The 19665-nt window shown below is 35.6% G+C and carries 19 protein-coding genes and 1 pseudogene; 12 read left to right on the forward strand and 8 right to left on the reverse strand.

Features of this window, described 5'->3' with window-relative positions:
- Positions 1-458 precede the first annotated feature (458 nt).
- Positions 459-1313: a prepilin peptidase gene (locus tag M1V25_RS09515; RefSeq protein ID WP_498843131.1), complete on the reverse strand. Its 855-nt coding sequence runs from the start codon at positions 1311-1313 to the stop codon at positions 459-461.
- A gap of 199 nt (positions 1314-1512) precedes the next feature.
- Between M1V25_RS09515 and hrpA the strand changes: the two genes are divergently transcribed.
- The 3 genes from hrpA to M1V25_RS09530 all read left to right on the forward strand — a co-directional run bounded on the left by hrpA (position 1513) and on the right by M1V25_RS09530 (position 7127).
- Positions 1513-5439, forward strand: coding sequence for an ATP-dependent RNA helicase HrpA (gene hrpA / locus M1V25_RS09520; RefSeq protein WP_498843132.1), 3927 nt, complete (start codon positions 1513-1515; stop codon positions 5437-5439).
- Positions 5440-5539: 100 nt separating this feature from the next.
- Positions 5540-6301 carry a glycosyltransferase family 2 protein gene (locus tag M1V25_RS09525; RefSeq protein WP_116963909.1) on the forward strand — a complete coding sequence of 254 codons (762 nt, stop codon included), beginning with the start codon at positions 5540-5542 and terminating at the stop codon, positions 6299-6301.
- On the forward strand, positions 6291-7127 hold the full coding sequence (locus tag M1V25_RS09530; RefSeq protein WP_498843133.1) for a glycosyltransferase family 2 protein: 837 nt from the start codon (positions 6291-6293) through the stop codon (positions 7125-7127). The genes M1V25_RS09525 and M1V25_RS09530 overlap by 11 nt, the downstream gene beginning before the upstream one ends.
- A 93-nt stretch (positions 7128-7220) precedes the next feature.
- Here M1V25_RS09530 and M1V25_RS09535 read toward each other — a convergent pair whose 3' ends face one another.
- Both M1V25_RS09535 and M1V25_RS09540 read right to left on the reverse strand, forming a co-directional pair.
- On the reverse strand, positions 7221-7574 hold the full coding sequence (locus M1V25_RS09535) for a hypothetical protein (RefSeq protein ID WP_116964308.1): 354 nt from the start codon (positions 7572-7574) through the stop codon (positions 7221-7223).
- Positions 7575-7582: 8 nt separating this feature from the next.
- Positions 7583-8092: pseudogene (locus tag M1V25_RS09540) on the reverse strand (glycosyltransferase family 2 protein).
- Between the two features lie 94 nt (positions 8093-8186).
- On the opposite strand from M1V25_RS09540, the gene M1V25_RS09545 reads away from it, so the two are divergent.
- The 4 genes from M1V25_RS09545 to M1V25_RS09560 all read left to right on the forward strand — a co-directional run bounded on the left by M1V25_RS09545 (position 8187) and on the right by M1V25_RS09560 (position 12359).
- A complete protein-coding gene (locus M1V25_RS09545) occupies positions 8187-9440 on the forward strand; it encodes an O-antigen ligase family protein (protein ID WP_498843134.1) in 1254 nt (417 codons plus the stop codon).
- A 74-nt stretch (positions 9441-9514) separates the two neighbouring features.
- Positions 9515-10909, forward strand: a complete 1395-nt coding sequence (gene murC, locus M1V25_RS09550; protein ID WP_498843135.1) for a UDP-N-acetylmuramate--L-alanine ligase — start codon at positions 9515-9517, stop codon at positions 10907-10909.
- The gene (rsmI, locus tag M1V25_RS09555; RefSeq protein ID WP_116964303.1) at positions 10906-11787 is read left to right on the forward strand and encodes a 16S rRNA (cytidine(1402)-2'-O)-methyltransferase; all 882 of its coding nucleotides are present in this window, start codon (positions 10906-10908) and stop codon (positions 11785-11787) included. Before murC ends, rsmI begins: the two co-directional genes overlap by 4 nt.
- 5 nt (positions 11788-11792) lie before the next feature.
- Entirely contained in the window at positions 11793-12359 is a 567-nt protein-coding gene (locus M1V25_RS09560) for a YqeG family HAD IIIA-type phosphatase (protein ID WP_116964302.1), read from the forward strand.
- Positions 12360-12400: 41 nt separating this feature from the next.
- On the opposite strand, the gene hemC is transcribed toward M1V25_RS09560, so the two are convergent.
- Together hemC and M1V25_RS09570 are read right to left on the reverse strand one after the other, a co-directional pair.
- Positions 12401-13321 (reverse strand): hydroxymethylbilane synthase, encoded by a 921-nt coding sequence (hemC, locus tag M1V25_RS09565; RefSeq protein WP_498843136.1) that lies wholly within the window; start codon positions 13319-13321, stop codon positions 12401-12403.
- Positions 13305-13988 carry an alpha/beta hydrolase gene (locus M1V25_RS09570; RefSeq protein WP_498843137.1) on the reverse strand — a complete coding sequence of 228 codons (684 nt, stop codon included), beginning with the start codon at positions 13986-13988 and terminating at the stop codon, positions 13305-13307. Before M1V25_RS09570 ends, hemC begins: the two co-directional genes overlap by 17 nt.
- Before the next feature lie 212 nt (positions 13989-14200).
- On the opposite strand from M1V25_RS09570, the gene M1V25_RS09575 reads away from it, so the two are divergent.
- Together M1V25_RS09575 and htpX are read left to right on the forward strand one after the other, a co-directional pair.
- Entirely contained in the window at positions 14201-14779 is a 579-nt protein-coding gene (locus tag M1V25_RS09575; protein ID WP_116964299.1) for a LemA family protein, read from the forward strand.
- Positions 14780-14783: 4 nt separating this feature from the next.
- Positions 14784-15845, forward strand: coding sequence for a zinc metalloprotease HtpX (htpX, locus tag M1V25_RS09580; protein ID WP_498843138.1), 1062 nt, complete (start codon positions 14784-14786; stop codon positions 15843-15845).
- 4 nt (positions 15846-15849) lie between these two features.
- On the opposite strand, the gene M1V25_RS09585 is transcribed toward htpX, so the two are convergent.
- Positions 15850-16509 (reverse strand): 4'-phosphopantetheinyl transferase family protein, encoded by a 660-nt coding sequence (locus M1V25_RS09585; RefSeq protein ID WP_116964297.1) that lies wholly within the window; start codon positions 16507-16509, stop codon positions 15850-15852.
- Positions 16502-16891 carry a hypothetical protein gene (locus M1V25_RS09590; protein WP_204723376.1) on the reverse strand — a complete coding sequence of 130 codons (390 nt, stop codon included), beginning with the start codon at positions 16889-16891 and terminating at the stop codon, positions 16502-16504. Before M1V25_RS09590 ends, M1V25_RS09585 begins: the two co-directional genes overlap by 8 nt.
- Before the next feature lie 245 nt (positions 16892-17136).
- Here M1V25_RS09590 and lpxC point away from each other — a divergent pair, with 245 nt between their 5' ends.
- The gene (gene lpxC / locus M1V25_RS09595; protein WP_116964296.1) at positions 17137-17997 is read left to right on the forward strand and encodes a UDP-3-O-acyl-N-acetylglucosamine deacetylase; all 861 of its coding nucleotides are present in this window, start codon (positions 17137-17139) and stop codon (positions 17995-17997) included.
- Positions 17998-18094: 97 nt separating this feature from the next.
- On the opposite strand, the gene M1V25_RS09600 is transcribed toward lpxC, so the two are convergent.
- Positions 18095-18454 (reverse strand): DMT family protein, encoded by a 360-nt coding sequence (locus M1V25_RS09600; RefSeq protein ID WP_116964295.1) that lies wholly within the window; start codon positions 18452-18454, stop codon positions 18095-18097.
- A gap of 499 nt (positions 18455-18953) precedes the next feature.
- Here M1V25_RS09600 and M1V25_RS09605 point away from each other — a divergent pair, with 499 nt between their 5' ends.
- Positions 18954-19220, forward strand: a complete 267-nt coding sequence (locus M1V25_RS09605) for a type II toxin-antitoxin system RelB/DinJ family antitoxin (protein ID WP_498843139.1) — start codon at positions 18954-18956, stop codon at positions 19218-19220.
- Positions 19207-19488 carry a type II toxin-antitoxin system YafQ family toxin gene (locus M1V25_RS09610; RefSeq protein ID WP_498843140.1) on the forward strand — a complete coding sequence of 94 codons (282 nt, stop codon included), beginning with the start codon at positions 19207-19209 and terminating at the stop codon, positions 19486-19488. Before M1V25_RS09605 ends, M1V25_RS09610 begins: the two co-directional genes overlap by 14 nt.
- The last annotated feature ends 177 nt before the right edge of the window (positions 19489-19665 follow it).

Genomic DNA, 19665 nt, shown 5'->3' on the forward strand with positions numbered 1-19665 from the left:
CTGTTAAACGACGAAACTCATCTGCTGCTAACTTGTTTATCGTTTCCCATCTCATTGATCATATCCACCTTTAATTTTTAAATAGCTATTTTGCTAGATTAAATACGGTTTGGAAAGAACTCTAATATAGTTACAGTTTCCTGATGGATCATAGCTTAAACCCTCTAGCGATTGTTTAAGGATAGTTCTTTCTTCACTTAATAAAATAATTTTATTTTCCATAGTTGTACAACCTCATAAATTACTGGTCTTAAGCACTTTTAATTGCCTCCTATCGAATAAACATATATATAAGAATAATTGATATGATGCGCTTTAAAAGCTAAAAGAAACTGTATCTATAGTCAAGGAATTTTGTAAAAATTTTGAATTTTATGTATCTAATTATTTTTAATCATATCAAATAACAATATTCATTTTACACTCAAAAAAACTCAAGCAAATGTGATAAAAACAATTTATGTACACGAAGAAAAATATGCATATGTTAATTCATGACCAACAACAGGGTAAAGCACACCCGTCAAAGCAATTGATGGTCCAAATGGAATTAAAAAATGTTTTTTGCGCTTGATAAGACTCAATAAAAGCGCAAACAAAATACCTAAAACAGCACTCACCAAAACAATAAACAATAAGCTTTGAAAGCCAAACCAAGCCCCTAAGGCTGCCATTAATTTAAAGTCACCGTAACCTAGACCTTCTTTTTGCGTGATAATTTTAAAAATCCAAAATGTAAACCACAATGTCCCATAACCAATAGCCGCACCCCACAATGAAAAAACAGGAGTTGTAAATACATAAAAACTATTTGCTAATAATCCAATCCACAGTAAAGGTAAAGTTAAAACATCAGGTAATATAAAGTGTTTAAGGTCAATTACAGTAAGCACAATTAGAAAAAAACATAATATTGAAAGCAATAAACTAAAGGCATTTATACCAAAATGCCACATAATGAAGAATACTAAAGCGCCACTTAATATTTCTATAGTTGGATAGGTGAAAGATATTTTATAATGGCAAAAGCGACATTTACCACGTAAAAAAATAAAACTTAAAATCGGGATGTTATGCCACGCTTTTAATGGTGTATGGCAATGTGGACAAGCTGAGCGTCGATTTAGGTTTTCTGTTGGGTGATTTTCAGCGTTTGGTACTTTGATCCCCAAAACTTGCGATGCTTCCTGATGGTATTGTTCATCAAGCACCTTAGGTAAACGCAAAATAACCACATTTAAAAAACTACCAATACAAATAGCAACTATCGTAATTATTATAAGTATGATCGGGGAGTTTGCCAAAAAGTCCATGATTTTCTAATCCAGTTTGTTTTGCTTAAGTGTACTCGAAAATAAAGAATATGAACTATTTTTTGTTATGATATACGATAATTTTTTAGTAAAAACCAGACTTTTCATTTATCTGTATAAGTTTTTCATAGCAACTAAAACGTGTTATGATCTGAGCTTAAGTCAAATAATAAAAATCAGGCGCATGCAACCTTTTTCATTGTCTAAGTTACTTACGAACGTCCAAACAAAAGATCGCAGTAAACTCATTACATCTTTTAATCATTTATCCAAAGGTAATGACGTAAATTATGAGGGTGATACATGGTCAAAGCTTATTAATGAAGTGAAGTATTCAGCACAAAAAGTACAAGCACGTATGGCACGCATACCCAAAATAAACTACCCAGATTTACCCGTTAGTCAGCGTGTGACTGAAATTAAAAAGATCATTAACGATCATCAAGTTGTGATAGTTGCGGGTGAAACGGGTTCAGGCAAATCAACCCAACTGCCTAAAATATGCTTAGATTTAGGACTTGGAGCAAAAGGTTTAATTGGGCACACTCAGCCAAGGCGGCTTGCTGCACGCTCACTTGCCAAACGCTTAAGTGATGAAACTCAGATGACTATTGGGGAAGGTATTGGTTTTAAAATTCGTTTTAGTGATCAAACCAATGAAAATACTTTTATTAAGGTGATGACTGACGGAGTTTTATTAGCCGAAATTCAAAATGATAAATATCTGTCACAATATGAAGTTATTATTATTGATGAAGCCCATGAACGCAGTTTAAATATTGATTTTTTACTTGGACACATTTATCAAATTTTGAATAAACGACCTGATTTAAAACTTATTATTACTTCGGCAACCATTGATCAAGAGCGTTTTTCCAAACACTTTAATGCACCTATTATTGAAGTTTCTGGGCGGACTTATCCAGTTGAGATTCGCTATCAAGATCCATTGGAGTTTAATAATGACTTGTCGCAAGCTGAGCATATTTTAACAGCCGTACAAAGTTTAAACCACGAAAAACCTGGAGATATTCTTGTATTTTTAGCCACTGAGCGCGAGATTCATGATGCAGCAGAAACGCTAAGGAAAGCTCAACTGCGTCATACCGAAATATTACCTTTATATGCCAGGTTATCGAATGCCGAGCAAGATAAAATTTTTAATCCAAGTGGCGTTGGGCGTAGAATTATTTTATCGACAAACGTAGCAGAAACATCTTTAACCGTTCCGGGTATTCGTTATGTGATCGACACAGGGGATGTGCGTATGAGTCGTTATAGTTATCGCACTAAAGTGCAACGCCTACCAATTGAACCGATTTCACAAGCTAGTGCCAATCAACGCACTGGTCGTTGTGGACGAGTAACTGAAGGGATCTGTATTCGGCTTTACTCTGAAGAGGATTTTCTATCTAGAGCCCCGTTTACTGACCCAGAAATTGTACGAACTAACCTTGCTTCTGTTATCCTACAGATGGAAACCCTAAAATTAGGTAACATAGAAAAGTTTCCATTTATTGATAAACCTGATCGTCAATTTATTAAAGATGGTTACCGCTTGCTGCATGAAATTGGAGCAATTGTTGAACATAGCAAAAAACATCATGTTCAAATTACGCCTATTGGTAAACAAATTGCGAAATTCCCACTTGATCCACGTTTAGCTAAGATGCTCGTTAGTGGCGCCAAATTGAATGTACTACGTGAAATTCTGGTTATCGTGAGTTTCTTAAGTATTCAAGATCCACGTGAACGCCCACTGCAATTTCAACAAAAAGCAGATGAAGTACATAAACAAGATCATCATCAGGACTCTGACTTTCTGACTATTGTGAGTCTATGGCAACGCTATCACAATGAGACAAAAGATTTATCTCATCGGCTAACCCATGAATATTGCAAATTTAACTTCTTGTCGCCTTTACGCATGCGAGAATGGCGTGAGGTTTATTTTCAATTACTGATGTTAACAGAGACATTTAAATGGACGATAAGTGAGGTAGAATCCAATTATGCCTACATCCATCAAGCAATTATTTCTGGTCTTTTAGGACATATTGGTTTTAATTATGAATTAAAAGAATATTTAGGTGCCAGAGGGCTTAAGTTTCATATTTTTCCCGGTTCATCTCAATTTAAACGTACACCAAAATGGATATGTGCTGCTGAAATAACTGAAACGACTAAACTTTATGCACGCACAGTTGCCAAAATTGATCCCTTATGGCTTGAATCAATTGCTGAACATTTAACGAAAAAACATTATAGCGCGCCCTATTGGAGTCAAAAGCACAAAGCTGTTATGGCAAATTTAAGAATAAGCTTATATGGCTTGGATATCGTTAATAATCGCAAGGTACAATATGGAGAGGTTGATCCTATTATCTCACGCGAGTTATTTATTCGACATGCGCTAGTGTATGGTGAATTTAATACTCAAGCGGCATTCTTTAATCAAAACCTGGCACTGCTTAATGAAATAGAAGATCTTGAACATAAAGCACGCAAAAGAGACATCGTAGTGGATGAACATACCCTTTATAGCTACTATGAGAAACTTATTCCAGAGCATGTCAATAATGGTGTTGTATTTGAAAAATGGTATAAGTCATTGTCTGCCCAAGAACAGCAAGCACTGATGTTTGAAAAAGTCGCCCTAATGCAACATGAAGCAGAAGATATTACACATATAAGCTATCCTGATTATTTTGATTTTGGCAAATTTAAGCTGCCTTTACGTTATCATTTTGATCCAAGTGCTGAGGATGATGGGGTCACGATGATCGTTCCACTTGTACTTTTAGATCAAATTGATGCACAAGCTTGTGACTGGTTAGTACCTGGGCTATTGGAAAATAAAATAGTTGCCTTGCTTCGTGCATTACCCAAAAATATTCGTAAGGCATGCGTCCCTGTTCCACACTATGCCAAAGCGGTTTTTGACGCAATTGATATCGATTATAAGCAAAATTTTTACGATGTACTGGTGTCCCAGCTTATTCGTATTACCGGGATATCATTTACTAGAAGTGTATGGCAACAATCTGAAATTGAGCCACATTTAAACATGCGTTATGAAGTAGTAGACGAAAATAGAAAGGTTCTTGCCATCGGGCGTGACTTAACACAAATTCGCACTAAGCTTAAAGATGTGGAAAGATCAACTATCCAAATAGCGAAAAAAACAGATCAGGTCTGCTATCAATCTTGGGAGTTTGATGATTTGCCAATTCTGCGTGATGTCAAACAACATGGTATTAACATCAGTGTTTACCCCTGTATTGAAGCAAAAGAAGAAGGTGTGGTTTTGGGTTATAAAACAACCTTGTTTGAAGCCGAAAAATCCATCAAAGAAGCAACCAGAAAGCTTTTAATGCTAGCATGTTCACATATCAACCGCACACTTATTGAATGTATTGGTCATAAGAAAAATCTCAATTTGTTGTTTAGTTTGATTAAGGAAACAAACTGGCAAGATGAGCTCATCGCGAAAGCTTATGATATAAGCTTTAATATTGATGATTCACCTCCTATTCGAACTAAAGTTGCATTTGAGCACATGTTCAACTTAGGTAGAGCCAATCTTGTAACAACGATAGAAAGCCTGTGCGATGATGTACATAGCTTAATGTTAAAATACCAAAAGCTATATAAAGTGGTTAATCGTAAAAACCTTCCTTTTGATTTGTTACCCCTGTATCAAGATGTGCAAAGTATTTTATCTCAACTCGTATATAAGGGCTTTATTTTACAAACACCTCATAAGTGGTTAAAGCGCATTTGTTACTATCTACAAGCCTTGGAAAATCGCTTAGAAAAAGCACCAAGAATTTCCCAGCAAGATAGGCAATATCAAATTGAACAGGAGGAGTTGAAATTTTTACTTAACCAAAAAATTCAACAAAAGGGGCAATCACACCTTGTTGATGCTCAAGATTTGCATTGGCTGATGTTAGAGTTATGGCTTTCTTGGTATGCCCAAGAGACTAAAACTATAGAAACAGTATCCACCACAAGGTTAAAAAAAAAGAATTCAGATGCTTTTAAAATATACTCTTCTCCACTAGATTTCCCCACATCATTTTTTAGCCAAATGTTTTTTTGCTCGACAGAAGCTTTAATTTGATTCAATTCGTAAGATTAAAGCTTCATTGATTTAACGTGCGAAATTTTTCTTACTTATGTTATTATTCATCACCATTACATCCAAATAGAAATCTTAATATATGTCTAAGCAGAACAATACTCTTGGCGTGGTCATTATTACTAAAAATGAAGAAAAAAACATTAGTCGTTGTCTAGATTCCGTCAAATGGGCAAATGAGATCATCGTCGTTGATTCTGGTAGCACGGATAAAACAATTGAAATCGCAAAAGGTTATGGTGCTAAAGTATATCACCAAGAGTGGCTTGGCTTTGGATTGCAAAAAAATAAAGCCATTTCATACGCCACTAGTAGATGGCTACTTGCACTTGATGCTGATGAGTTGGTTTCTGATGAATTAAAACGTTCTATTTTGCAAGTAATAAAAAATAATCAACATGAAGCTTATAAATTTAAACGCTTATCTCAATTTTGCGGTCAATGGATAAAGTATGGAGATTGGGGACGTGATATCATTACTCGTCTTTTTAAACGTGAGTGTGCGCAATATTCAAGTGATATTGTCCATGAACGACTTATTACTCAAAATAAACCTCAGCTGATTAGTGGTACTTTACTGCATTACTCACAAGGCAGCATCAGTGACTCGCTTAGCAAACTCAATAGCTATAGTGACGCCACTTCAACTTTATTATTACAGAAAGGCAAATCAACTTCTCTCTTCAAGGCTTCCCTTCACAAGCATTGGACTTTTGTTAGAAGTTTTATTCTACGTTTAGGTTTTTTAGATGGTTCACGCGGCTATTTAATTGCCAAGCTTTCTGCCTATGGTTCATATTTTAAATATGTCAAGCTATGGGAGAAACAACAAAATGAAAAATAATACAACTTATCAAGACCTTATTTCTGTTATTGTTTCAACTTATAACTGGCCAGCTGCTCTAAGGCTTGTTTTACTCGCTTTAAATAATCAAACCGATCGAAATTTTGAAGTTATTATTGTTGATGATGGTTCAACAGAAGACACAGAAAAAATGATTGATGCGTTTAAAACTCAAGCGAAATTTCCGTTAATGCATTTGTGGCAAGAAGATTTAGGATTTCGAGCTGCCAGAGCTCGTAATTTAGGCATCAAGAACGCTGCTGGAGACTATATTATTTTTCTTGATGGCGATTGCATTCCAACTATCCACTTTGTTGCTCGCCATCGTAAACTTGCCGAAAACAACTTTTTTGTTGTTGGTCATAGAGTTATTTTGTCACAATCTTACACTGCTCAGATTTTGAGAAATAATATACCTTTATGGCAAAAAAACAGTTTTTACTGGTTACTGCAAACCTTGAAAAAAAATAGCAATAAATTTTTTCCTAAGCTCTACCTTTCTTTTTTAAACCGCTATAACAAGCTCATTAAATGGCAAGGTGCTAAGACTTGCAATCTGGCATTTTGGCGTGAGGATCTTCTTGCTGTTAACGGATTTGATGAAAGTTTTGAAGGATGGGGATTTGAAGATTCTGATCTTGTGATTCGTATTTTAAATAGTGGCAAAAAGAGGAAATCAGGTAAATTCGCTACCGAGGTGTTTCATCTTTGGCATAAAGAGGCAGATCGCTCGCAAGAACCTAATAATCTCAAGCTACTAAATGAAATTAAAAATAGTCAAAGGACGAAAGCAAAACAAAGCCTTTTACAGGAAGAAAACAGGTAAATATTTTTGTTATTAAAATTTATTTATAAAAACTTATCTCCTTGTTCACTGGTGTTAAAACTTAGGATCATACATTATAAAAATTTACTGTCATCACTTTAACTCGTAGCACAAAACACGTGGTATCAACTTAAGCATACTAGGATTTCTACACAGCATTTGCCAAAACAATGTTCGCGCAGCACTTTTATTCTTTAACCGATAATAAGCAAACAAAAGTGACTTAGCATAATGCTCCCACGCAAGACGACTCTCCCTCAGAAAAGATGCGTTTTTAGTGAGTATCTTTTGATAACTAAATACTCCCTTTGTGGCACTAAACTGCCTACTCAAGCTCACTATTGATGTGTCAATATATACATCTATCAAAATTTTCTCTATTGGAGCATATTGAGCCCCAACGCCGAGCATTCTAAGTAAAAGGTCAATATCTTCTGCTATAGTCATCTCTATATCTAGTAGCCAATCTGCTCAAATAAGCTTTTTTTAACCATAAACCCCAAGTTATTCGACCAATAATTAAGCATTGGGACGTCGTATTGCCCAAGTTTCTCGGGTAACTTATAAATAAACTGCTCTATCTTATACAAATTACCATCTTTATAGAGTTTATTTTGTTTTCCACACCATAAAAAATCAAGATTTCTATGTTTTTGCAAATACAAATCACATTCGCTAAGATACGAAGAACGTAATTCATCATCGTCCAAACAGGCAATATACTCACCTTTAGCAGCTTTTATACCAGTATTTCTTGCTGCAGAAACACCTTGGTTAGTTAAATAGCGGATATAGTGAATTCTCCTATCTATCAAGCACTAAATATAATCCTCATATGCTTCATTTGACGCATCATCAACAATAATAATTTCATATGGTTCATTATATGTTTGTTGTAATGCGCTATGTAGTGAACGTTTAAGCAAATCTAATCTGTTAAAGCTTGTGATGATAATAGAAAACATATACTAAATTAAATTTGTGTGAGTTTTGGCTGTAATTATAACGCTTTCTAAGTATATAATCCCCTATGTTTTTATGCCAAACAAGGAATAAATCTTGCGAGTTAATAGTAACACGGTTACACGCACTAATCTAACGGATAAAATTTACTTTACCTTGGTCTTTTTTTTAGGTATATCAATCTCCATATCCACGGCTTTGACCAGTGTATTTGCAGTAGCTTTATTGCTTACATTTAGTTTAAGTGGCGATTATAATTCAAAATTAAAACTCATTAAACGTTTTTATATTTGGTCTTCACTTACTTTTATTTTGCTTGCCTTTATAAGCTGCTTTTATTCCAGTATCCCTTTTACTGAAGCGTTAACATGGGTTGGGAAGTTCTATAAATTACTGATTGTTTGGGTAGTGGCTTATGTTTGTTATAAGAACCCTCAGATAATCAATAAGTTGCTATTAGCATTTTTTATCGGTGTTGTTTTTAATGTCGTTGCTATCTTTATAAACTATTACTTTTTAAATCCTGAAAATGCGATTGTTTTTAGTGGAGCCACGTTCCCTGCTGCACAATCACACTTTGTCACAGGATTTATTTTTGCTGTTGCCGCCTTTATGCTATTTTCAATGGCTTTGACCTGTCAAAATAAAAAGAAACGTATCTTTTTTATAATTCTTGGCGTTATTATTATTTGTGCGGAGCTTGGACTTAACACAAGTCGAACTGGATATTTAATTGAATTCTCAGTTCTTGCTGTAGGTTTTTTAATGAAGTTTCGCTGGAAAGGAGTACTTGCTGCTATTGTTATTGTCCCTAGTATTTTTATCGCTTTTTACCATTTCTCACCTAGCTTCAAAATGCGTGTTACTGAAGCTTATAACAGCACAATCAACTATTACAATGGAACTGAGACTGAAACATCAGCAGGAATCCGTCTAGGTTTTTACCACACTGCCTTGGGTATTTTTGAACATAAACCTCAGCGTATTTTCTATGGATGTGGAACAGGCGAACAAACTCAATGTAGTATGCACTTTATTAATTCTGAAATCTCACAAGAAGATAAAAAATACTATCAAGTCATTAATAACCCACATAATCAATATATATACTTTGCAATACAATCTGGCATTTGGGCATTAGCCCTTTTTGTTTGGTTGTTAATAGCAGCATTTTACTACGCTAAAGATTTACCAATTATGATGCGAAATAACGCTCGCATATTTATTATTGCTTTTGCGGTTGGTTGTTTAGTTAACTCTTGGATATTAGATATTGGTCCTGGCTTTATCTTTAGCTTTTTACTACCAGTGTTATTTGCACAACGCTATCAAAACAAGATTCAATCATAAACGCCAAATCTCCCCAATCTTTTTAATCAAACTTATATTAAGATAGTCGTCAATTTTAAATATTGACTACGATCATGAATATTATAAATACCTCCCATATAAAACCACATTACCATTTCATTGGCATTGGCGGCATTGGTATGTCGGCTTTGGCAATTTTTTGCTTACAAAAAGGTTATAGCGTATCTGGTTCAGATGTTCAGTCCTCAGAGATTACAGAAAAGCTCATTCAATTAGGGGCAAAAATTCATATCGAGCATCACGCTGATCACCTTATTCATGCAGATGCAGTTATTTATACATCTGCAATGACAAAAGATAATCCCGAATATCAACAGGCAATTGCCAAAGGGATGAAAGTTTATCATCGTGCTGAATTTTTAGCGTTTCTAATAAAGAACTACTCAGAAATTATCGCTATCACTGGAACACATGGTAAAACAACAATCACGAGTTTAATTGCTCATATTATGTCGGAAGCTGAATTAAATCCAAGTTATCTTATTGGTGGTATTGCTCATAATCTTAAATATCATGCGTACGCTAGCAATTCACCCTTTGTAACCATAGAAGCAGATGAGAGTGATGCTTCATTTCTTAAACTCAATGTCAAACATTTGATTATCAGTAATGTTGATTTAGACCACATGCAAACCTATGATCATAAAATAGATGAACTCATCAATAGCTTTGCACAATTTGCGACACGTGACACCATAAGTGGTGAGATCCTTATAGGTAGCGATACTGAAAATGCTAAGCGTCTAATCAACAAAATCTCATTTATAAAGCCGCAAGTGCGCCATTATGGCTTTAATCCAAACATGGATATTTATGCTTTAAATTATCGGCAACTTAACCAACAAACCATTTTTGATATCTGTTATCAAGGTCAATTGATTCAAGATTTTCGTTTACGACTTCCAGGGAAACACAATGTTGAAAATGCACTTGCAGCGATTGCTCTATGCTTAAAGCTTAATATTAGCCTTGAAATCATAAAAAAAGCACTTACAAGTTTTACAGGCATCTATCGTCGTTTTGACCATTATGAACACACTTTAAACCATAAACAAGTCGATATTATTGATGATTATGGACATCATCCAGTTGAGATTAATAGCACACTTGAAGCTATTGAGAAACGTTTTCCTAACAGACGATTAGTTCATGTATATCAACCACATCGCTACACTCGTACTCGTGATTTATTTGATGATTTTATTGACTGCTTAGCTACAGCAGATATTGTTATCTTGATGAGCACCTATGCGGCAAGTGAAGCTACTATTGAAGGTGCTGGAGCGCATGATTTATTTAATGCCCTTTGCAAGAAGCATAAACAATGCTTTTACGTTGAAAGCATTGAGGAAGCAAAAGTTAAGCTTGACCAACTCATAACAGAAAATGATGTTATACTGGTGCAAGGTGCTGGTAACATTGCTAAATTAATCGAGCATTTAATATGAAAAATCAAATTGAATGCGGTGTACTTTACGTCGTTGCCACACCAATTGGTAACTTACAAGATATTACTTTGCGTGCATTGGAAACGCTCAAAGCAGCAGAAGTCATCTTTGCTGAAGATACACGTGTGACACGAAAGCTACTTGAGCAATATGGGATTACGCCACCGACCTTAATTTCCTGTCATGAGCATAATGAAAGTAAGCGTATAGAACAGCTCATGCACTACTTGGATTTAGGCAAAATCACCTTGCTTGTAAGTGATGCTGGCACGCCTCTTATTAGTGATCCTGGGTTTACCCTGATAAAAGAGCTCAAGGCTTGTGGCTATAAAGTCACGCCTATTCCAGGTGTAAGTGCATTAATCACCGCTCTTTGTGTAGCAGGCTTAGCAACAGATAGTTTTCAATTCAAAGGTTTTTTACCTGCCAAAAGTAGTACTCGTAAAAGTGTCTTAAAAACACTACAGCAGACAACAATCACAACCGTTTTTTATGAGTCCACGCATCGTATTGTTGGAACGCTAGAGGATATTGCGGCAGTGTTACCTATGCACAATATTGTAATTGCAAAAGAGCTTACCAAACAATTTGAACGCTTTTCAAGTGGCAAGGCACACGAGATATTACAACAGTTTCAAACCGACCCATATTTGGTAAAAGGAGAATTTGTGGTACTGATAGAAGGACAAAGTGTTATTGAAACAGCACAAACAACAATTGATGAGGATAAGTTGCTTCATCTACTATTAGCGGAATTGCCAATTAAAAAGGCAGTTGCGATTGCAGTTGAGCTCACTGCTGGTAAGAAAAATGCACTGTATAAAAAGGCACTTACCATTCAGGAAACACAAAGCATTACGCATACAACAAATGGATGATGATAATGGGAAGATTTAGTTTTACAATCAAAAACAGTATCTCACAACGAAAGAAAATAAAAGCCATTTGCCAGAATAAACACCAAATCGATCAAGTGACTCAACTTAACCCAAATAAGCTCAAAGTGCTTGGCATTAAATATATAGCTCTTGATTTTGATGGCGTTCTTGCTCCGCATGGACAACCTTTGCCAGATGAACATATTTTTGATTGGTTAAAAGTTTTATCCCAAAAATATAGTCAAAAAAACGTCTTTATCCTCTCAAATAAACCAACTCTTGAACGAGCAGAATATTTTGCAAATAATTTCCCGAATATCCGTTTTATCAATGATGTTGCAAAAAAACCCTATCCTGATGGTCTTATTAAAATTCAACAACTGGTAAACTGCAAACCTCGTGAGCTTGCCCTTGTCGATGATAGGCTATTAACTGGTTGTCTTGCGTGCATTTTAGCAGGTAGTTTCCCAATCTTAGTTACCAAGCCTTATACCAACTATTTAAGGCGTCCTTTTCAAGAAAGTTTTTTTAGCTTCTTACGTTTCATCGAAAAGTTGATATTCTTAAAATGACAAATAAATTTGACCAAATAATATCTAGATTTAAAATTAAATCAATTACTAAGCAATATTTTTTTAGCGCCCAATTCAATCATTTTCTCTGCCAATTCAATACCAAGCGCTATAGGATCGTGGCCTATTATGCAATGTTTTAAGACTCTTGTACCACCACTGTTAGCCACCATTGCCATTAATTTCAGTCTTGTTGTATCTAATAACTGACAAAATGCTGCAATTGGTACATGGCAACCACCTTGTAAACGCATATTAAAGCTACGTTCTGCTTCGGCCATTATTTGACTGGGTTGATGATTAATTGCAGTTAAAAGTGTTTTTAGTTCGTCATCTTGTTGCAAATACTCAACGACCAAAATTCCTTGACCGACTGCTGGTAGCAAGGTATCTACTGGAATAAGCTGTTTTACTCGATCATCTAAGCCTAAGCGAATCAGCCCTGCTGCGGCTAAAACAATTGCATCATAGTGACCTTCATCCAGTTTCCTAAGTCGAGTTTGGACATTGCCACGCAAATCACGAATATCTAAATCAGGACGATATGCTAACAGTTGTGCCTTACGACGTAAACTCGATGTTCCAACAACTGCTTTTTGTGGAAGTGCGTCCAAGTGCTGATAGTGATTTGATACTAAAGCATCTTGCGGATTCTCACGTCCACAGAATGCACCTAAAGTAAAATCTTTAGGTAACTCATATGGCACATCTTTTAAAGAGTGAACAGCAATATCTGCCTTACCTTGTTCAATCGCAATTTCCAACTCTTTCATAAAAAGGGCTTTACCACCTATCTCATTTAACGGTCGATCCAGTATCTTATCGCCTTGGGTTTTCATTGTGACAATGTCACATACCAAGTGTGGATACGCCTTTTTCAGCAGGTCTTTTACGTAATGTGTCTGCCAAATTGCAAGTTGACTATCACGTGAGGCAATGGTAATTTTAGTACGCGCTACCATTTATTAACCTAAACCGTTTCTTGATAAATTCACTGATGTCATTAATCTCCTGTAAACAAACACTATGCTCCATTTGATAGCGGTGAAAATTCGTGGTAAAACCTCCTTCTGTTAATATTGTATTTACAAGCTCACCCGCAGCAAATGGCACAATCGGATCTTGCACACCATGACCAATGAAGAAAGGCATTTTCTGATTTTTCTTTATAATTTTGGTTTTAAAATAGTCCCAATCTGGTAAGTAAGTGGACAAAAGTATCACACCAGTAAAACAATAAGGTGAGGTTAAAGCCACAAGTGCAGCAATGACTCCTCCTTGTGAGAAGCCCGCCAACATGATATTTTCTACGGTTATGCCTTGATCGATTTGTGCCTTAACAATTGACTCAATACGCACCAACGACGTTTCTATTCCTTTTATATCAACGTCTCGTTTGATATCATCTATCTGCTTAATATCATACCATGCACGCATCTGCATACCCATATTGATCGTAATAGGTAAAACAGGGGCATGTGGAAAAATAAAGCGAATATTGGTAGAGGTTGGCAAATTCAATTCTGGCACAACAGCCTCAAAATCATGCCCGTCTGCCCCCAAACCATGTAACCAAATCACAACATGAGTTACTGAACTCTGAGGCTCTATCACAATGGAATTAAGCATAGTAATATCTCAAATAGCTTATTTCTAAAATAGAGCACATTATGAAACACATTATGCTTGAATGCCAGCAGCATAAATGGCAAATTATGATTGTTTGGGAATAATTCATCCCTATTATGAAACACTTTACACCTTTTCTGATTTAGCATAAAAGTTGTAAAAGGTTTAGAATCGGTATATACAACAATCATATTTTTATAGGAGCTTACATCATGGTTGCCATGATCATTATCATTGTCATCTTAGCCGTTATATTTGGTTATGTTTTAATGACTTATAACAGCCTCATCGCCGAAATTGAAGCAGTGAAAAACTCTGAACGCCAAATCGATGTCCAACTTGATCGCCGTGGCAAAGTGTTTGACTCGCTCATCAACGTTGTCAGAAAATACATGAATTATGAGCAAACAACGTTAAAAGATGTTACTGCACTTCGTAATCAATCTAATCAAGCTAAAGCACAAGGCGATATCCAAACTCGAATGGCTGCCGAAAATGAAATCTCAAGAATTGCTGGTAGCCTAAACGTTCAATTTGAAAACTACCCAGACTTAAAGGCAAACCAAAACGTAATGCAATTGCAAGAGGAAATTACCTCTACTGAAAATAAGCTTGCCTTCTCAAAACAAGCCTTTAACGACAGTATTGAAAAATACAATGCACATAAAAAATCAATGATTGCCAGCATTGTTGTCAACATGTTTAAAAATAAGCTTGATGAAAACTTTATTTATTGGCAGGTCAGTGACGATAAACGTCAAGTATTAGAAGACAGTCGAGTTGAGTTGTAAAAGCATGGCTGCACTTGATATCAACAGCGTTGATTGGCGTGAGGTCGTCAAAAAGAATACTCGTAAATCTTATATCGTCATCACGTTTTTTTTGATTATTTTTTTTGCGTTGGGCTTTTTAATTGATCTAATTTGGCGTTATATTCAATATAGCAGCCTCATAACTTATAGCGGGCATATGGTTGATTTAAGTGATATTGCTTATTTGATTGTAAGTTTAAAGCTTACACCGTGGGCAACTATCATTTCAACGGTAATTGCTTTTGTTTGGCTTATGGCAACATTTAGCTATTACGACAAAATCATGCTCGCTGGCACTCAATATAAAGAAATATATCCAAACGATCCTGATCCCTTATGCCAACGCATTTATAATGTTACCGAAGAGATGAAAATTGCAGCTAACATGTCGTATATGCCGAGAGTCTATTTGATTGAAGCAAATTACATGAACGCATTTGCGTCGGGTTTTTCAGAAAAATCCTCAATGGTAGCAGTTACTCGAGCTTTGGCTAATCGCTTAACTCGTGATGAACTACAAGCGGTGATGGCACATGAATTAACACACATTCGCAACCAAGACATCAAATTGAATTTGTTCTCTATTGTATTGTCGAACATGTTGATGTTTATGGTTGAATTCTTATTTTATTCCACTTTATTTGGTGGGAACCGCAACCGTCGCGATAACAACAATAGTGGCAATATTATGACGGTTATCTTTATGTTAGTCATGCTATTACGATTTGTCTTACCGATTATTACTAGTCTTATGACATTGTTTTTAAGTCGGACAAGAGAATATATGGCTGATGCCGGAGCTGTGAAGCTTATGCGCGATAATAAACCAATGGCCAATGCGTTGATTAAAATTAGTCAAAATCACAGTGAGCCACAAAGCGCACAAAGCTACGCGCATAATGCAAATGAGCGCATGCGTCGTGCGTCTTATCTTTATGATCCAGCCAGTGCTAAATTTTCCACAGGCAATGTGGATGATATGTTTTCCACCCATCCTAGCCTTCAAAAACGTTTAGAATCAATTGGGGCAAGTATTCGTCGATAACTCTTCAAAGCCTCAAAATAGTGTACTTTGCGGCACTTTGTTCATATGCGATACACAGCAAAGTATCATGATCAAGTTTCATTGAATAATAAAAAAGTTTTTTTGTTACTTCAGGCAATAACTCTAAAGGCTTCTCTTCTTTATTACCCATCGTAAACTTAAACTCACTTAACCCATTGGCAATACCGTCACCTGTAAGTTTTAAGCTTGCTTCCTTATACGTCCATAACCAATAGAAACGTTGAAGTTGTTGATCTTCGTTTAATTGACAAAGCCATTGATATTCACAGTCACTGAAATAATGTTTAGCAATACTCAGTACATCTATCTTTTCTTTCATTGTTTGAATATCTATCCCAACACGCTGCCCTTTTGTAAGTGCCATCACCACGTAGTGTTTGCTATGGCTGATATTAAAGTCAAGCTCTGGGTAATCGCTAAGATAAGGACGACCCTTTTGGGTATAACTAAATTGCAGTAATTTCCAATCGCATGCTAAGTATTCACTTAATACATGGTATCTTAGCCATTGAGATGCCAGATATTCCTTGCGTTTCTTTTCTAGCTTAAAATTTTCTGCTTGATACCTGATAGCTTTTGGAAGCAGACGATTCGTTTTTTCATAATCAAATTTGTTTATATCAACAATATATACATTAATCATAATTTAGGTCTTTGGGGTCCAGATCGATATAATCAGGATCGATATAATATTTAAACTGCACGGCATAAATCATCTTATGCCCCAGTATCATTGCTTTACATACTCTGTGCATACCATCCATTATCTTGCCCTGTTGGCACAAAATAATTGGGTAATTTAGGTCAGATTCTTGGATGATTTTTGCATGCTCTGTAACACTTCTACACGTTGGTTGATCGCCGCCTGGTTCATACCAATAACATTCATCCACCTCTGTGAGGTCTGATATTTTCACAAGCCTTTTATCAAGGGATTGTGCTTGAGTAATAAGCTTACGAACATCCCAAATCAAAAGCCTACCTTCTTTTGATCGCCTAAAATGGTATTGAGGTCTGATGTTCATTATTATTATACTTTCAATATAAAACCTACAAATAGTATATGCTAATTCTCATTCCCTAGCATGTAAAGAATTTCAGTACAATGCAGCACCTTACTTTATAGCCACTACAAGTTATTTTATAGTCTTTGGTTTCGTAGTTATAGTAAAGTGACGATCAATTTATTCAATATTAATGCTTTCTTAGAGTTGCTGAGTATAGGTGGATAAGCAATAATGGCTTCATGTTATAGCAAATGGACATAAATATGTATCAACACACAATTTCTGATGTGATCATGCTTTCTGGTATTGGTATTCATTCAGGGACAAAAGTGAATATGCGTTTACTGCCTGCAGACACAGATATGGGTATTATATTTAAACGTGTCGATTTTACCCCAGCCAAAGAGATTAAAATCACGCCTTTTAATATTACTGAAGCGATTATGTGCACTTTATTGGCTTCTCCAGATGACAAAAATGTCAGCATTTCAACCATAGAGCACTTAATGTCGACATTATGTATATTTAGAGTTGATAATATTATTGTGGAAATTGATGCTCCTGAGCTTCCAGTTATGGATGGCAGCAGTATTGAATTCGTTAAAGCCTTAAAAAAAGTTGGAGTAAAAGCACAAAGCAAAGCACGTAAATCTATAAAAGTGCTAAAACCCGTACGAGTCCAAGAAGCTGATAAATTTGCAGAAGTATTACCTACAGAGTCAACTCATTATCGGTTTGAAATTCAATGGGATCATCCTGTTATTGCCAATACACCTTGTGTTGTGGAATTCTCTGGAGAACAACAAGATTATATTGAACGTATTTCACGTGCAAGAACTTTTGGTTTTGTCGACCAACTGGAGTATTTGCATACCAATAACCTTGCCAAAGGAGCATCCCTTGACAATGCAGTTGGCATTACGAAAGACGGCATCGCCAATCCAGAAGGACTTCGTTATCCTGATGAATTCGTTAAACATAAACTCTTAGATGCAATTGGTGATTTTTATGTTGGCGGTCATATTATCGGTTACTTTAACTGTTATAAATCTAGCCATGCTTTAAATAATAAACTACTTAGAGTTTTACTTACCGATAAAAGTGCATGGAGAATCGTGGCTTAACAAAGCTCGATAGTAATGCTAATCTATTATGAAAGCATAAATATTTATATGTTCTTAATTTCTTATTCATTACCCATTGTGGGGGACTTTTTCATCATCACACCCATTTATGAAAGATAAAGAAAGCGCCAAGCGCAATGAATGCAAACCCTGCAAGATGGTTCCAGTGTATATTCTCGCCCAAATACAAAACTGAAAACGCCATAAAAACAAGTAATGTAATTACTTCCTGAATTGTTTTCAGTTCAACGGCGGAAAAATGACCATGCCCGATCCTATTGGCAGGAACCTGTAGGCAATACTCAAAAAACGCTATACCCCAACTTATCAAAATTACTATAAATAATGGTGCAGTCTTAAACTTAAGATGCCCGTACCATGCGAAAGTCATAAATATATTTGAGGCAGTTAGCAGCAAAATGCTGAGTATTGGTGGTGCATAAAGTATTTGAAGCATAGTTTTTCCTTATTTATTAACAATTATTCGTAATTCCGGCAGTTTTATCAGAAGGTTTATAATATTCATTTCACCTAGTCCGGTTTGATTTTCAGAGGTTTAGTGCCAAATAGGGCGCTTATGACGTTTAATTTATCCATATGACTAGATATATAGATATGTTATAATGATGTCAATTCAATAGACTTTGTACAAGAAGCAAAAAGTATACAATACTAACTGAAGCATTACTTTATTTTTCTTGATTTGCTATAACAATCTCATAAGTTAAAACCTAGGCAACACAAAGCAAGGTTTTGGATATTTACTTTATGTACTTCTTATATTAATTAGTCTTGACTGAAAGCGCTAACAAGGATGCTGCCATTGATGCAGTTATTGATAATTTTAGGATTTTTCCCTTTTCTTTCATGTTTTTTTCCTTATTGGTTGGTTGAAAATTTGCTTTGTAGTCACAAATGGACTACAATTAAAAGACAAGTACACATTGGAGACGGTAATGAGTACAAAAAATACCTATGTACGGGCAAGAATTGACATGAATACTAAAGAAAGAGCAGCCGAAGCATTGCAAGCAATGGGACTGTCTATTTCTGATGCTATTCGCTTACTTATGCTCAGGGTTGCGGATGAACATCGATTGCCCTTTGAAATTAAACTGCCAAATAAAAAAACACTTGATGCCATTAATGAACTAGAGTCTGGAAAAGGCAAAAAGTTTCAATCCATTGACGCATTAATGGATGATCTGAATGCGGACGATTGAACGAGCAAATACATTCAAAAAAGACTACAAGCGTGAGTCAAAAGGCAAGTATCGGACTCAACTCAGTCAAATATTGTCCATGATTCTAAATTATCTGGCTAATGATCTCCTGCTTGAACCTAAATTGCTCGACCATGATCTAATCGGCAATTGGCAGGGTTATCGAGAATGCCATTTAAAATCTGATTTGCTTTTAGTTTATCGTAAAGAAGGTGATGATATTTTAAAACTCGCAAGGCTTGGGTCGCACAGTGAAATTTTTGGTTAGCTAATCATTAGTAATGATTGTATTTTACCCCATTTTATGTTAGGTTGCTCAAAGAGCAAAAGTTAATAAAAACAAGGACAATGCTATGAACGATAATCAAAAAGAAAGACTTTTAAAAATCGCTGAAACTCACCCTGAATTGGCTAAGGAAATGTTAGATTTCATGAAAGAAGAAAA

This window comes from Candidatus Nebulibacter yamunensis (assembly GCF_024208055.1).
Lineage (GTDB): Bacteria > Pseudomonadota > Gammaproteobacteria > Francisellales > Francisellaceae > Caedibacter > Caedibacter lacustris.

Excerpts from the sequence above, each read along its gene's own strand:
- M1V25_RS09515 (WP_498843131.1), bottom strand. The coding sequence starts at position 1,313 with ATGGACTTTTTGGCAAACTCCCCGATCATACTTATAATAATTACGATA.
- M1V25_RS09525 (WP_116963909.1), top strand. The coding sequence starts at position 5,540 with ATGTCTAAGCAGAACAATACTCTTGGCGTGGTCATTATTACTAAAAAT.
- M1V25_RS09530 (WP_498843133.1), top strand. The coding sequence starts at position 6,291 with ATGAAAAATAATACAACTTATCAAGACCTTATTTCTGTTATTGTTTCA.
- M1V25_RS09535 (WP_116964308.1), bottom strand. The coding sequence starts at position 7,574 with ATGACTATAGCAGAAGATATTGACCTTTTACTTAGAATGCTCGGCGTT.
- murC (WP_498843135.1), top strand. The coding sequence starts at position 9,515 with ATGAATATTATAAATACCTCCCATATAAAACCACATTACCATTTCATT.
- rsmI (WP_116964303.1), top strand. The coding sequence starts at position 10,906 with ATGAAAAATCAAATTGAATGCGGTGTACTTTACGTCGTTGCCACACCA.
- M1V25_RS09560 (WP_116964302.1), top strand. The coding sequence starts at position 11,793 with ATGGGAAGATTTAGTTTTACAATCAAAAACAGTATCTCACAACGAAAG.
- hemC (WP_498843136.1), bottom strand. The coding sequence starts at position 13,321 with ATGGTAGCGCGTACTAAAATTACCATTGCCTCACGTGATAGTCAACTT.
- M1V25_RS09570 (WP_498843137.1), bottom strand. The coding sequence starts at position 13,988 with ATGCTTAATTCCATTGTGATAGAGCCTCAGAGTTCAGTAACTCATGTT.
- M1V25_RS09575 (WP_116964299.1), top strand. The coding sequence starts at position 14,201 with ATGGTTGCCATGATCATTATCATTGTCATCTTAGCCGTTATATTTGGT.
- htpX (WP_498843138.1), top strand. The coding sequence starts at position 14,784 with ATGGCTGCACTTGATATCAACAGCGTTGATTGGCGTGAGGTCGTCAAA.
- M1V25_RS09585 (WP_116964297.1), bottom strand. The coding sequence starts at position 16,509 with ATGATTAATGTATATATTGTTGATATAAACAAATTTGATTATGAAAAA.
- M1V25_RS09590 (WP_204723376.1), bottom strand. The coding sequence starts at position 16,891 with ATGAACATCAGACCTCAATACCATTTTAGGCGATCAAAAGAAGGTAGG.
- lpxC (WP_116964296.1), top strand. The coding sequence starts at position 17,137 with ATGTATCAACACACAATTTCTGATGTGATCATGCTTTCTGGTATTGGT.
- M1V25_RS09600 (WP_116964295.1), bottom strand. The coding sequence starts at position 18,454 with ATGCTTCAAATACTTTATGCACCACCAATACTCAGCATTTTGCTGCTA.
- M1V25_RS09605 (WP_498843139.1), top strand. The coding sequence starts at position 18,954 with ATGAGTACAAAAAATACCTATGTACGGGCAAGAATTGACATGAATACT.
- M1V25_RS09610 (WP_498843140.1), top strand. The coding sequence starts at position 19,207 with ATGCGGACGATTGAACGAGCAAATACATTCAAAAAAGACTACAAGCGT.